The organism is Colwellia marinimaniae (genome assembly GCF_002207865.1).
GTDB classification, from domain to species: domain Bacteria; phylum Pseudomonadota; class Gammaproteobacteria; order Enterobacterales; family Alteromonadaceae; genus Colwellia; species Colwellia marinimaniae.
On sequence record NZ_BDQM01000021.1, the window covers coordinates 1 to 13,501 of the forward strand.

Here is a 13,501-nt window from a genome sequence, read left to right on the forward strand (position 1 = left end):
AGTGTGGTCATAATTACTGTTCTGGACGTTTGAAAAATAAAATCAATTAGATCACAAATTTAATCAAAATGGTATAACATGGTCTAGCGAAGGGAAACGCAGCCAACTTAATAGAAAATAGCTAACCAAACTGTTGCTTCATCCGATGATGTTGCTATCACTCGATGCTGCTCATGGGCTTTGATATTTAGGTAATCCCCTTGTTTAAGGGTAACCTGATCACCATTTATATATTCAATGACACCGTAACCTGATAAAACAATAAGCCATTCATTTTCACTTTGATCATACCAGCCGGTATCTGGCGAGGTTTGCCCCTTTGATACTATACGTTCAATCCTTAGCTTGTCGGTAATGAGGATATCTTCAAATATTTCATTGGCTAATTCTGCTGGAATATTACTAAATATATTGGCCATTTTCTCAAACCTTTAACTTATTAACCGACTAATTACTTGCTAAAATTTGCTGTTAGCAAAGCATGTTCAGGGTTAGTTGTTTGTTGTAAATATAGGGTGATTTCTTTGTATGCTTGGCGAAATGGCTTATAGAGATGGGACTTTAGTTCTTTTTTTACCTGTTTAATCTCAATGCCTTTGATGACACAAAATAATGCCAACGCATAAACCGTTTCTAGTTCCGGCAGGGCTGCTTGTCGGTTAAGGTTGCGGTTATTACACGTGCCACAACCGCCTTTAAATTGGTAAGCAGTATTAGCAAAAATAACACCAAAGCCCATAAAACAGGCGACTAAATCGATGGTTTGCGGCAATACTTCTTTTCCCCCTGGAGGGAGCATGCCATGTTGATTAACTAAAATACCTGCTTGTATTTGTACTAAATAGGCAATTAAATCTTGCGGTTGGTTAAGCTGACTTGAGTGAAACGCAATATCTATGTCTATACCTGTGTCTAAGTCTAAGTCTAAGTCTGACAGCACTTGCTCACCTTCTACTTTGTAACTGATATGAGAGCTTGTATCAGCGGCTTTTTTAGCGGTAACAATCGCGCTTTCACCACGTAGTGATGATTGAAAAAGTAACTGCGGCATGGGCTTTTGGCTGAAGGTTTCTGCTGCTACCAGCTTTAGTGGCCATGCAGTCATGCCGGCGTATTTGGTGGTATTAGCAAAGATCGCTGCTGCCATTTCTTCGACACTAGTTGAACTACCAGGGTAAAAAGTATTATTAGGTAAGATCAGCTCACTATTATCGTTGAAAAATTCACTATCAAGTTGCTGCATACACCAAGAGAAAGTATCAAAAATCCATTCTTTGCTTGATTCATCAACCACAGGTTTTGCTTTGAAAAAAGTTGATAACATATACGGTTAGCCTATAGCGATTGTTTATTAGCCCATGATAAAGCTTTCGTATTATAAAGCCAGATTAACTAAGGATTTACTTCCCACGCAGCGAGTAATAAAAGCCTTAAAGCAAGGCCTAGGGTGAAGAGCATAGTTATTCTATTAACATCAATAACGGTAATCGTGCGGCCAAGTTTTATAGATTTTAACGCCTTGATTAAAGCGGGCGGTGGCAGAATTGCAGCAGGAAAAGTCTATAACTTTGGCTTTACCATTGATGACGACACCTTTAATTCGCGTTATCACTATGTTTCATGCGCTTATAAATTAGCACTTGATAACCTCGATGCTGAAGTGAGTATCACTAAGTAGGCAGCTTAATTAGCATTCGCTCAGCATTAAGTTACTAGCTTCAGTGACAAAAAAACCGCCAGTTAAGTGTGAAATTAAGACCCTGGTTTTGCTTGATAAAGTAAGCTGGGGCTTTTTTATTTTGCCACTTGCTTTAGCTTAACTGGTATAATTAGTTCATTCATACCCGTTAAGTCAAAGCATAGTTGCCACCCTAGGCAGTTTAGGAAGAATAATGACCAATAAAGATATTTACAAAAACAACCCACTACATGGTACTAGTCTTGAAACCGTGTTAACTGAATTAGTTAGCCATTACGGTTTTGAAATTTTAGCGGCTTATATGAACCTAAATTGTTTTAAGCAAAATGCCAGTATTGAGTCGAGCCTAAAATTTTTAAAGAAAACCTCATGGGCGCAAGAAAAGGTTGAAGCTTTTTATATGTATCAATATAACAGCTTACCTAAAGCGGATGATGCTAACTTTGAATTACCACCACGTGATCGTATTGTGCCCTCAGGATTAGAGCAAAGACCACCGAAAGAGCTGAGTCTTGAGTCTGCGGAAGAGTTACGCATTAAAATAGCGACAAAAACCCGTGAACGTTCGGCCAATTCAGGCCCGACTAACCCTTGGGGTAATAGATAAGTTTTCAACCTAAGCTATTAATCTGCGCTAAGACTACTTTATTTGATCATGGATTTATTTTCTGCCTTACTCGATGAGCCGCTTAATATTTTACCTACCGATGGTGTGGTAAATTATTACGGCGAAATTATGCCGCTAAGTGATAGCGACTTCTACTTTGAGCGGTTACTTAACACCATCGCTTGGCGCTGCGATCAAGCGTTAGTGTTTGGTAAGTTGATTGAAACGAAAAGGAAAGTTGCTTGGTGCGCGGATACGGTTGACGGTAAACCTTTTGCCTACACATACTCCGGCGTGACCAAGCATTCTATCGCTTTTACTCAGGAGCTATTAACGCTGAAAAGGTTAGTTGAGCAGCATAGCAATGAAAGCTATAACTCTTGCCTTTTAAATCTCTACCATTCGGGTGAAGAAGGCATGTCCTGGCACAGTGATGGTGAGCAAGACCTGAAAAAAAATGGCGCCATTGCTTCTTTGAGCTTTGGCGCAGAACGAAAGTTTGCCTTTAAACACAAACGGTCTAAACAAGTTATTTCTCTGCAACTTAAACCCGGTAGCCTGCTCGTCATGAAAGGCACTACCCAGCAACACTGGTTACACCGATTACCGCCAACAAAAAAAGTATCTGAGCCGCGAATAAACCTCACCTTTAGAACTATCGATACCCCCGAATTAAAACAAAGCTAATAATTATTTCGCTCAATTTTTGACGTGATTTTGGCTTGAAAAATGCATCATTTTTATAAAGAGCTATAGAAAACCAGAAAGAGTTATATAAAGCTATAGATCGAATTAAAAACGAATAAGTACAAAAAGCGTATCGAAGGTTAATTAGGGCTTACCTTTTATCAGCCTTGGCCGATAAAAGCTTATAAGAAATAATTTCGAATACTGGCTGTTTTAACTAAGTTTGCGCATCATATTAATGGTGAACATTATGACAATTGCAAAGCAACGGCATTACCTGTTATACGGTAATCGAGCCGTAATCTATGTGGCAAGTTTGCTGGGACTGTTTTGTGAAGTGAATCTTGCTTATGTGGTCGCGCTAACCCTATGGCTTTGGCTACCACAATGTTTATTGCTGGAATTAAACTTGCTAAAAGCACTCAAGCATTAAACCTGGTGTTTTAAGTCTAAGTCTAAGTATCAGTCTAAATCTAAGCGGCTAATACTTAAGGACTGGCTCAAGCTTAGCTATTAACTTCCTAGGCAGTTAGGTACACATAAGACGCAGTACTTGGCATCATTAAACTCTGGTAAGCATCGACTTGTTTCAGTGCTAATGGCTGATTACTGGCACTTACTACCGCCGTTTCGGTTGCATCGCTAACAGAGCGTGCTGGCAATGTTTGCATTGATTTATGTTCAATAAAGTCACCAACACCCTCTTTGACATTTTGATGTAATTGATATAAATCAGCATAGCTATTGCTTAATACTGATACCGCACTACTACGTTGATTAGCTTGAGTAGAGTCACTGGCAATATTACTCTCGGTACTGGTTTGTAAGTAGATATCAAACAGTTTTTGCTGTTGCTGGTAATGGGACTGCATCAAATCAATATCTTTAGCAGTTTGAACGTTTGATTTTACTTGGGCAACCTGCTCCGCTATTTTGTCATCGACACCTTGTTGCACAGTATTCTTTTGCTCAGGTGTCAAAATATCACTTAAATCTGCACGAGGCTCGCCTTGATGTCTGACAGGTGAAACAGGTTGAATATGGTAAGTTGGTGTTAAGTTACCAGAAGAAGCTATTTGCATTGTCATGTTAACCACCTTTATTTTTTACTAAGTTGTACCAAAAGCTGATACGGACTTGAGGTAAAGATGATAGTTAAAGGCGGTTAAGGTAGTTGTAGTGGTTTGTAAATGTCTTGCAACAAATTGTTGCTGATATTTTGTACAATTGTGTTTAAGTGGTCTTGATAGTAGTGATTTTTACTGAGGGGAGCTTGTTAATGTGGTGTTGGGCTTAAATGCGCACAGTCAGCTTTAACTGCCACAATAGCGTTTAGTCTGGCTTTTGCCATCGCCTCTTTTATCGCTAAGCCTTGTAAGCCTTGTTCGACAAAGGTTTTTGCGCTTACTTGCCTAGCCGCTTTCACTGCCGCTTGTAAGTATTGCTCTTGCGGATAAGGACGTTCTTCAAAGCCTAAACGACCGAGAAAGTCAGCCTTACAAGCCATTAAAAAGCAATCAAATTCTTCCGGTTTACGCCAAATATCTAAGTGATTAAACATTTTTAATAAGGTGCTGGCTTTAAGCTCAAAGGCTTTATGACAATGTAAGTGATATTCACATACTTTCAAGGCCAATTGTTTGTAGTGTGTCGGCACTTTTAGTTGCAGACAAATTTTCTCTACTAAGGGCAAGCCTGATTTTTCATGGCCTTTATGGCTAGGCCATAAGTTATCTGGCGTTAGCCCTTTACCTAAATCGTGACATAAGGCGGCAAAACGTATTGCGGTTTTCTTGTCATGTAGAGAGGCAATTTGCAAAGAACCACTTTGCTTATCAGTCAACGTTTCGGTGAGTAACACTGCTTGTTGCAAAACCATCATAGTATGCACACCACTACAAATTTCAGGGTGCCAAAGGGCAGGGTTGGGAATGCCCCATAAAGCGGCCAATTCAGGCCATAACTCTTCTAGGGCATGGCATTGCTTAAGTACTTGAAAGAATACTTCAGGGTTACCGGAATTAATGTCAGTATTAGTACCACCATCGGCCAAGCTTAACTGCATTTCTTGCCAAACACGTTCAGGGGTTAAGGTTTTTAATTCACCACTGGCACTGATTTCTTGCATCAGGGTAAGGGTTTCATCGGCTATGGTAAAACCATATTTATAATAGCGGGCGGCAAAACGTGCCACGCGTAGCACACGTAAAGGGTCTTCAATAAAAGCGTCACTAACATGGCGCAATATACGATCGTTAAGATCTTTTTGGCCATTATAGGGATCAATAATGTCACCGTTATCAGTCATTGCCATGGCATTGACTGTCAGATCGCGCCTTTGTAAGTCCTGCTCAATAGTGACATCTGCAGCGAAATAGCAACTAAAGCCGGTATAACCTTGGCCTTGTTTACGCTCTGTTCGGGCGAGGGCATATTCTGCTTTTGTTTTAGGATGTAAAAAAACCGGGAAGTCTTTACCTACTTGTTGATAACCTAGCTTTAGCATTTGCTCAACACTACTGCCTACCACTAAATAATCTTTGTCTTTGACCGGACGATTAAGCAGTTTATCGCGCACTGCACCACCGACTAAATAGGTGTTAAGTGGCTGGTTTTTACTTTCAGAGTTGTTGCTTGACAAGGGACACCAAAATGAAGAGGACATTGATGCAAGTGTATCATAAGGGGGCAATAACTGCAGAGATTGGCCGAGCTACTTATTTGATTTTTTATCATGCAAAGCACTAATGAAGGCTTTGCATGATAGCTATTGAGCTACTTACTATGGCTTAATCATGGTAAGAACTTGGTATTAAAATTGATAATTAACACCAATATTAACCGTGGTGCCTAGGCCCTTAATGTTGTAACCACCGTAGGTATAACCCTGTGATTTTGTCGGGTAGTAATCTTGATTAAATAAGTTTTCTATGCCGATAAAAGCCGACCAATCGCTAGCAAAGTTATAGTTACCGCTTACGTTCACTATTTGATAGCTATCAATAGGACCTTGATCACCAACATATTCACCGTCAACCGGTTCAAAACGCTTACGATTGCCAACATACAAGTAATTTAGCGCTAGGCTGATAGTATGACTCGGCTGCCAGTTTAGATTTACCGTCGCCTTAGGCGGACTAATTTGTTTTGCCCCTAAATAAACATCGTCTGCAGTATTTTTACCTTCAACCCAGCTGTAGGTGGCATTAACCACCCAGGCTTCATTGATTTCATAGTTAATTAATGCTTCATAACCATAGATCTCTTGTGGCGCACGTACTGGCATATAAACACCGGTAACTTCATTAAACTTATTGGTAGTACCAAACTCAGAAGTACTGAAATAAGTGGCAAACTCAAAATGAACTTGTTCGAAGTCGGAGCTAAAACCGAGTTCATAATTATCGATAATAGAGGCTTGGGTATGAATAAGTGCAATATCGGTGACTGTTGCGGTACGTAACAAGCGACCAGTATCCGAAATGTCAGCCCCTTGAGAGTAGCTGATAAACGGGCTAAACAGTGCTAGGGCATTATATTTTACGCCAATATTATAAGTGGTGGCGGTATAATTTAAGGTATCACCAATGACATTAACGGGGACAGAGCATTGGTCAATTTTTTTACATAACTTCAAGGTACTATAATCATTAACGGTTAAATCAATATCTTCTTGTCTGACCCCAAATTTAATAACAAGGTCATCATTATAAATTAGCTTGGTTTGTAAAAATCCGGCGAGACTTTCCATATCCATTTCAGGCACCCAAACCCTGCCATCTACCATGGGTTGAGAGGTAACATCATTAAGGGCATCGATACCATAAATGAATGTGGTCTCAACTGAGTCACCATTAGCTAAACTGAAATCAACTCGAGTATTGAAGGTTAGCCTTAAGCCCTTTTTTTCCGATCTTATTAATGATTGACCGCCAGAGTAACCAGCATCAGGGTTAGCTAATGTTGGTGAATAAAAGAAAATATTTTCTACTTCTTGGCGGTAGAGGTCGACCATCAATCCTGTTTGCGCAAATATTTCATCATCGACATATTTAAGCATGAGGTTATGGTTGGTGGGACCCTGCGGCTCACCTAATACCGACTTGCCAACAGGTACTGCAATGGCTTGGGTTTTTTCACCGGTATTTATATTGCCAACCTGGTCGATTAAATTTACGCCTTGCTTTGATTGGTAGTAGTTATAAGTGAACTGCAATGACTTTTCATCGTCAAAGTGATAACCCAGCTTAGCAAAGTAATTTTGCATTACTGCATCAGAAAGGCCGTATTTTAAACCTAAAATATCGCCGTCAGCATCGCGTTGTAAACCATTTTCTTCATAACTGGCATTAAAGACATAATTGAAGTTATTTACTTCACCATTGATACCCGCTTCATAGCGCTGGCCAACAGAATCTTCAAGTTCTACCGCACTAAAGCGAGTTGAAATACTCGCATGGCCACTAAGCTTTTTATCACTATTGGCTTTTTTAGTGATGTAATTAATAATGCCGCCGGCAGCGCCATTACCATAAATAGAGGTAGCGCCTTTAATCACTTCAATACGCTCGATAACACTGGCATCGAGTGTTCTGATACCTAATGCGCCATTACGCAATGGTGTTGATTGTGGTACGCCGTCAATCATCACTAAGGGAGCTCGGCCTCGCAGGGTTTGTCCTGAATTACTGGAAGTACCGGTACTTGGTGACATGCCAGGCACTAAGTTAGCTAATAAGCTTTGAATTTCAGAAGAAACCATTAACTGCTGCGCTATTTGTTTTTGGGTGATTATGGTTATCGAAGCAGGAACTTCATCTATGTTTTCTGCGATACGGCTACCGGTAACGATAATTCGCTCAATATCTTGTGCACTTGCTTTAGGTTGAATTTGACTCTGTTGGTTTATCTGGTTAACTTGACCATGTGCTTGGCCTGCTATAGCTAGTGCTAATAGAGTTATGGATGTTTTTAACACCATATTTTCCTTCTAAGTATTATGAGTAAGTAACTAATTGATCGTATAGTAATGATAATCGTTACCATTTGCAATTAAATGTTAAGCATTTACTCTAAATGTGTTAACTCTTTGACATCCGTCAAACAAGCAGTTAATTTTGTACTTTATTTTTTATTTCAGCGTTGGCCATGTACCGCAATTTTTTCTCATTAAGTGAATTACCTTTTTCTATTTCCCCTGATCCTAAATATTTATTTATGAGTGATAGGCACAGGGAGGCCTTGGCACACCTAACTTACGGCTTAGGAGAAGTCGGTGGTTTTGCTTTATTGACGGGAGAAGTGGGTACTGGAAAAACCACCATTAGTCGTTGTTTAATGGAGCAATTACCACAAAACACCCAAGCTGCTTTTATTCTTAATCCAACCTTATCCTGTCAAGAATTACTGGCGACTATATGCGATGAATTTAAAATTCGTTATCGAAAAACCGATGCCAGTTTAAAAAGCTTAACCGATAAAATTGCTGAAAAGCTGCTTAAAAATCATCAAAATGATATCAATACTTTATTGATTATTGATGAAGCCCAACATTTACAACCGCAAGTACTAGAGCAATTGCGCTTGCTCACCAATTTAGAAACCAATACCAAAAAATTATTACAGGTCATTTTAATCGGACAGCCTGAATTACAGCAATTATTACAACGTCGAGACTTACGTCAATTAGCGCAACGTATTACCGCTCGCTATCATTTAATGCCGCTAACAAAGCCAGAGCTTGACCAGTACATTGTGCACAGATTAACGGTTGCTGATTGCGCCAGAGCTTTGTTTGATAAAGGCGCCTTAAATAAAATTCATCAATTATCACAAGGTGTGCCTAGGTTAATTAATTTACTCTGTCATAGTGCCTTGATGTTGGCCTATAACCAAAATGATAGTGTCGTTAATAAAAAAACTGTCGTTGCCGCAGCAGAGCAGGCGTTGGGTGACGACCTAAGTGCTATGCCAGGACAAAAAAATTATAACGGGGTTTTGCTGTTTTCCACGGCAGTAAGTGTCGCTGCCTTTTTTGCTTTAGCGGGATTTTGGTGGGGCCAAACACAGCAACCTTTGCACCAAGTCATGGTAAGTACAGCGCAGGAGCGAGTAACTAGCAGCCCAGTGCAGCTAAATAGCACTGAGCGAGCAAATGTAGTTGCTGAACATAGTAAAAAACAAGTGGTAATGCCTACCGCTAAAAAAGTAGCACATACTTCCGCAGATCTGCCCTATGCTAGCCTGAAAAATTCAGCCAACAATCCAGCAAGCAATACCGACGTTATTACGGCTAAGAAATCTAATAAGGTTGCGGATAAAAGTAAAACCGTGAAAGTAGCGGCTATTGAACAGCCAATTACTGAGGTAATTACCGACAAGGACAACACTGACAAAATCCTCGTAGTTAGCGGGGAGAAAACCTCAGTAAATAATAAATATCAAGACTATCAAGTGAGGGAAGTTGCCGGTGTTTCTAGTGATTTATTAGCACGTTTTCAGGCGGCACTTGATGAAACGAATGATGAAATCAAAGCGGAACCTTCAGCTAATAATAAGTCAGTAAGGGGCTCATTAGCTAAGCGTAATGCGTTTGAATTAGCTGACAACAATGATAACTCAAGGTCTGCCGTTAGATCGCTTGCTCAAATGCCCAAAAGCCTGAAAAATTCCTTACCGAGCATGACGTTTGAACAACATATATATGTCTCAGATGGCAATGGCTGGGTAAAGGTGAATGGTCAAGATCGTTATGAAGGCGACTATATTGGCGATAACGTAGTGGTTGAAAAAATACTACCACAGCAAGTGATTCTCTCTTTCCAAGGTGAAACATTTAGCTTACCGGCGTTAACCAACTGGTAGCTTGTTAGCGGTATATAATACCAATTTCAGTAAGTTATTGCCCACTTGTGCTGGTTAAGACACCCCAAGACTACGTTGCTCTCAATCCCAATAGCCAGCTATTGCTCAATCGAACGCCTTGTCCTGAAATGTTTTTCCTGAGCACAACAAGATCACAAACTTAATGAAAATGGTATAAAAGTCTATCTGTAATTTAGCCGGACAGAGAAAAAGCCCCAATAAGTTATCACTTATCAGGGCTTTTTTATTTATTATTTTAAGTGGTAAGCCAAAGAAAGTTTATTGCCATGCAGGCATTTTCGCTTCAAAGGCTTTGATGGTATCCAGTTTATCTAGCGTCCAACCGACACTGTCGACACCATTTTCTAAACTGTATTGTTGAAATTCATTTAAGCTGAACGTAAACGAAAGTTCACCGCAAGTAATAACATTATTTGGCAAGTCTACTTTTAAGGTTAGCTGAGTATCAGCAGACAGTTTAAATAGCTGCTCAATTTCTGCTTCTTTTAATATAATTGGTAAAAGGCCAACGTTGATACAGTTTCCGTAAAAAATATCAGCAAAGCTTGGCGCGATAATTACTTTAAAACCAAACTCTTGTAGCGCCCAAGGTGCATGTTCTCGACTTGAACCACAGCCAAAGTTTTTACGGGCTAATAAAATACTGCTGCCTTTATATTCAGCCTTGTTAAGGATAAAGTCAGGATTTACCTGGGTGCCAGCATGATCAAGGTAGCGACTATCGTGAAATAAGTGTACACCAAAACCTATACGCTCAGTTTTTTGTAAAAATTGCTTAGGGATGATTTGATCGGTATCGACATTGGCGATATCTAATGGCACAACCAAGCCAGTGTGTGTGTTAAACTTTTCCATTTTCTGTTCCTCTTTGAGGCAGAGCTTACTATCGATAGCAAACCGCCAAATATTGAGTGTCATTCCCGTGTTATTTTAATCGGGAATCCATAGTTATTATCGTAAAACAACTGGATCTTCGATCAGATACTTCGAAGATGACTATTAACTATTGCTCAGAACTACTAGCTATTTAGATCAACAAAGTGGCCGGTGATTGCTGCCGCAGCGGCCATTTCAGGACTAACTAAATGAGTCCTGCTACCACGCCCTTGACGACCTTCAAAGTTTCGGTTACTGGTTGAAGCACAACGGTCACCTTCTTCTAAAACGTCATCATTCATGCCTAAACACATAGAACAACCGGGTAAGCGCCATTCAAAACCGGCATCAGTGAATATTTTGTCTAAACCTTCACTTTCTGCTTGTTCTTTCACGCGGTAAGAGCCAGGAACTATAATGGCGTCAACGCCCTCTATCACTTGTTGACCTTGATATTGCTGAACAACACCGGCGGCGGCGCGTAAATCTTCAATACGTGAGTTAGTACAAGAGCCGATAAAGACTTTATTTACTTGAATATCAGTCATCTTGGTGCCAGGGGTTAAGTCCATATACTTAAGCGCCTTGATGCAAGACTCTTTTTCAGTTGGATCGCTGAAATCGTCCGGCGAAGGCACAGTGCCGTCAACACTGATCACTTGCCCTGGATTGGTACCCCAAGTCACTTGCGCTTTAATGTCTTTGGCGGCAAGGGTTAATACCGCATCAAATATTGCATCATCATCTGACTTTAACTTTTTCCAATCGGCAACCGCTTGGCTAAATACCTCACCTTTTGGCGCGTATTCTTTACCTTCTACATAATCAAAAGTGGTTTGATCCGGAGCAATTAAACCGGCTTTAGCGCCAAATTCGATGCTCATATTACAAACCGTCATACGCTCTTCCATACTTAGCGCTTCGATAGCTTCACCACAGTATTCAACCACATAACCTGTTGCGCCAGCACTACCGGTTTTTCCGATAATCGCTAAGATAATATCTTTAGCGCTAATGCCTGAGCCTACCTGGCCTTTGACTTCAATTTTCATGGTTTTGGCTTTGTTTTGACGTAAGGTCTGCGTAGCAAAAACATGCTCTACTTCTGAGGTACCAATACCAAAAGCAAGGGCACCAAAAGCTCCATGGGTTGCGGTATGTGAATCACCACAAACGATAATAGTACCTGGTAAGGTCAACCCTAACTCAGGCCCAATAACGTGGGCGATACCCTGATTTTTGTGACCCATATCAAACAGCTCGATACCAAAATCTTTACAGTTTATTGCTAACGCGCGTAATTGGTTGGCTGCGCCTTCACCAGCCGCATCAATTTTAATGGAGCGTGTTGAAATATTATGATCCATAGTGGCAATAGTACGTTCAGGATGACGTACCGGGCGATTATGAAAGCGTAAACTGGCAAAAGCTTGTGGTGAGGTCACCTCATGAATTAAATGACGGTCAACATATAATAAGGGTGTTTGCCCTTTAGCGTCTTCAACTAAATGGTTTTGCCATAATTTTTCATACATGGTTTGTGGATTAGTTGTGGTCATTTTATGCGCTCTCTTTTTTCTGGGAAATAATTTGTTGGCAGATATAATCACCCACTTCACGGGTGGATTTTGCCTTGGCTTTGTCAGCGCTAGATAATAAGTCAGCGGTTAATATGCCATTATCTAGGGCACTCGATACTGCCTCTTCAATCGCTTTTGCTGCTGCCTCTTGATTTAAGCTATAACGCAGCATTAAAGCCGCAGAGAGAATTTGGGCAATTGGGTTTGCTACGCCTAGACCGGCAATATCAGGAGCACTGCCGCCTGCAGGTTCATACATACCAAAACCGTCGCTATTTAAGCTGGCTGAGGGTAACAAACCCATTGAACCGGTGATCATGGCGCAAATATCCGATAAAATATCACCAAATAGATTAGGGCAGAGCAAGACATCAAATTGCTTAGGATCACGTACCAGTTGCATGGCCGCGTTATCAACGTAAAGGTGCTCTAGCTCTACTTCTGGATAATCTACGGCAACCTCTTCAACTACTTGGCGCCATAATTGACTGGTCGCTAATACGTTGGCTTTATCAACGGACGTTACTTTATTGTTGCGCTTTTGTGCTGCTTGAAAAGCAAGGTGAGCAATGCGTTTTACTTCACGGCGTGAATAAAACATAGAATCAAAACCGGTTTCTTCTTCACCTTCGCCTCGACGACCTTTTGGCTCGGCAAAGTAAATATCGCCGGTTAGTTCACGAATAACTAATATGTCAAAACCTTGCGAAGATATATCAGCGCGTAATGTTGAAAGCGATGATAGTGACGGCTGTAAGGTTGCTGGGCGCATATTACAAAATAAATCGAAATGACCACGTAAACCTAATAAAGCACAACGTTCAGGTTGCTCAGTTGGTGGCAAGTTTGCCCATTTAGGGCCGCCAACACTGCCGAATAATATAGCATCGCTCGCTTCACAACCTGCCATGGTTGAGTCGGGTAGAGCATTACCGTGATTATCTATGGCGGCACCACCAATATCATAATCTTTAGTTTGGATTTCAAAATCAAACTTACTTGCCACAGCCGCTAGTACTTTTTTAGCTTCAACCATGACTTCTGGGCCGATACCATCACCGGCTAAAATTGCTATGTTGGACATGTTTATAACCTTTTAAATTGTAATTTTGTTTTAGCGCGAATAAATTCCCGCCTACATAGGTGTTCACCGGTAGGCGGGATTTT

Annotated in this window: 13 protein-coding genes; 5 read left to right on the plus strand and 8 right to left on the minus strand. The window is 40.6% G+C overall.

Going from position 1 to position 13,501, the window contains the following annotated elements; genetic code table 11:
* Positions 1-107 precede the first annotated feature (107 nt).
* Both MTCD1_RS12320 and MTCD1_RS12325 read right to left on the minus strand, forming a co-directional pair.
* Positions 108-419 carry a cupin domain-containing protein gene (locus tag MTCD1_RS12320; RefSeq protein ID WP_057182097.1) on the minus strand — a complete coding sequence of 104 codons (312 nt, stop codon included), beginning with the start codon at positions 417-419 and terminating at the stop codon, positions 108-110.
* Positions 420-451: 32 nt separating this feature from the next.
* Positions 452-1,324: a hypothetical protein gene (locus MTCD1_RS12325; protein WP_057182094.1), complete on the minus strand. Its 873-nt coding sequence runs from the start codon at positions 1,322-1,324 to the stop codon at positions 452-454.
* Positions 1,325-1,447: 123 nt separating this feature from the next.
* Here MTCD1_RS12325 and MTCD1_RS12330 point away from each other — a divergent pair, with 123 nt between their 5' ends.
* The 4 genes from MTCD1_RS12330 to MTCD1_RS12345 all read left to right on the plus strand — a co-directional run bounded on the left by MTCD1_RS12330 (position 1,448) and on the right by MTCD1_RS12345 (position 3,426).
* Positions 1,448-1,678 carry a hypothetical protein gene (locus tag MTCD1_RS12330; protein WP_143760122.1) on the plus strand — a complete coding sequence of 77 codons (231 nt, stop codon included), beginning with the start codon at positions 1,448-1,450 and terminating at the stop codon, positions 1,676-1,678.
* A gap of 214 nt (positions 1,679-1,892) precedes the next feature.
* Entirely contained in the window at positions 1,893-2,306 is a 414-nt protein-coding gene (locus tag MTCD1_RS12335) for a VF530 family protein (RefSeq protein ID WP_057182090.1), read from the plus strand.
* A gap of 48 nt (positions 2,307-2,354) precedes the next feature.
* Positions 2,355-2,993, plus strand: a complete 639-nt coding sequence (locus tag MTCD1_RS12340; RefSeq protein ID WP_057182087.1) for an alpha-ketoglutarate-dependent dioxygenase AlkB family protein — start codon at positions 2,355-2,357, stop codon at positions 2,991-2,993.
* Between the two features lie 250 nt (positions 2,994-3,243).
* Positions 3,244-3,426, plus strand: coding sequence for a hypothetical protein (locus tag MTCD1_RS12345; protein WP_231733074.1), 183 nt, complete (start codon positions 3,244-3,246; stop codon positions 3,424-3,426).
* An 88-nt stretch (positions 3,427-3,514) separates the two neighbouring features.
* Here the strand turns inward: MTCD1_RS12345 and MTCD1_RS12350 are convergent, their stop codons facing one another.
* The 3 genes from MTCD1_RS12350 to MTCD1_RS12360 form a co-directional block, all read right to left on the minus strand.
* Positions 3,515-4,081 carry a hypothetical protein gene (locus MTCD1_RS12350; RefSeq protein WP_057182083.1) on the minus strand — a complete coding sequence of 189 codons (567 nt, stop codon included), beginning with the start codon at positions 4,079-4,081 and terminating at the stop codon, positions 3,515-3,517.
* 188 nt (positions 4,082-4,269) lie between these two features.
* Positions 4,270-5,634, minus strand: a complete 1,365-nt coding sequence (locus tag MTCD1_RS12355) for a multifunctional CCA addition/repair protein (RefSeq protein WP_057182080.1) — start codon at positions 5,632-5,634, stop codon at positions 4,270-4,272.
* Positions 5,635-5,805: 171 nt separating this feature from the next.
* Positions 5,806-7,971 carry a TonB-dependent receptor gene (locus MTCD1_RS12360; protein WP_057182140.1) on the minus strand — a complete coding sequence of 722 codons (2,166 nt, stop codon included), beginning with the start codon at positions 7,969-7,971 and terminating at the stop codon, positions 5,806-5,808.
* Between the two features lie 170 nt (positions 7,972-8,141).
* On the opposite strand from MTCD1_RS12360, the gene MTCD1_RS12365 reads away from it, so the two are divergent.
* Positions 8,142-9,857 (plus strand): AAA family ATPase, encoded by a 1,716-nt coding sequence (locus MTCD1_RS12365; protein ID WP_057182078.1) that lies wholly within the window; start codon positions 8,142-8,144, stop codon positions 9,855-9,857.
* A gap of 279 nt (positions 9,858-10,136) precedes the next feature.
* On the opposite strand, the gene leuD is transcribed toward MTCD1_RS12365, so the two are convergent.
* From leuD to leuB, 3 genes are all read right to left on the minus strand, one after another.
* Positions 10,137-10,733 (minus strand): 3-isopropylmalate dehydratase small subunit, encoded by a 597-nt coding sequence (leuD, locus tag MTCD1_RS12370; RefSeq protein WP_057182075.1) that lies wholly within the window; start codon positions 10,731-10,733, stop codon positions 10,137-10,139.
* Positions 10,734-10,897: 164 nt separating this feature from the next.
* Positions 10,898-12,313 carry a 3-isopropylmalate dehydratase large subunit gene (leuC, locus tag MTCD1_RS12375; protein ID WP_057182073.1) on the minus strand — a complete coding sequence of 472 codons (1,416 nt, stop codon included), beginning with the start codon at positions 12,311-12,313 and terminating at the stop codon, positions 10,898-10,900.
* A 1-nt stretch (position 12,314) separates the two neighbouring features.
* Entirely contained in the window at positions 12,315-13,418 is a 1,104-nt protein-coding gene (gene leuB, locus MTCD1_RS12380; RefSeq protein WP_057182072.1) for a 3-isopropylmalate dehydrogenase, read from the minus strand.
* Positions 13,419-13,501: the final 83 nt, after the last annotated feature.

Bases quoted from the DNA above. Each gene is read 5' to 3' on its own strand.
- MTCD1_RS12320 (WP_057182097.1), bottom strand. From the start codon at position 419: ATGGCCAATATATTTAGTAATATTCCAGCAGAATTAGCCAATGAAATA.
- MTCD1_RS12325 (WP_057182094.1), bottom strand. From the start codon at position 1,324: ATGTTATCAACTTTTTTCAAAGCAAAACCTGTGGTTGATGAATCAAGC.
- MTCD1_RS12335 (WP_057182090.1), top strand. From the start codon at position 1,893: ATGACCAATAAAGATATTTACAAAAACAACCCACTACATGGTACTAGT.
- MTCD1_RS12340 (WP_057182087.1), top strand. From the start codon at position 2,355: ATGGATTTATTTTCTGCCTTACTCGATGAGCCGCTTAATATTTTACCT.
- MTCD1_RS12345 (WP_231733074.1), top strand. From the start codon at position 3,244: ATGACAATTGCAAAGCAACGGCATTACCTGTTATACGGTAATCGAGCC.
- MTCD1_RS12350 (WP_057182083.1), bottom strand. From the start codon at position 4,081: ATGACAATGCAAATAGCTTCTTCTGGTAACTTAACACCAACTTACCAT.
- MTCD1_RS12365 (WP_057182078.1), top strand. From the start codon at position 8,142: ATGTACCGCAATTTTTTCTCATTAAGTGAATTACCTTTTTCTATTTCC.
- leuD (WP_057182075.1), bottom strand. From the start codon at position 10,733: ATGGAAAAGTTTAACACACACACTGGCTTGGTTGTGCCATTAGATATC.
- leuC (WP_057182073.1), bottom strand. From the start codon at position 12,313: ATGACCACAACTAATCCACAAACCATGTATGAAAAATTATGGCAAAAC.
- leuB (WP_057182072.1), bottom strand. From the start codon at position 13,418: ATGTCCAACATAGCAATTTTAGCCGGTGATGGTATCGGCCCAGAAGTC.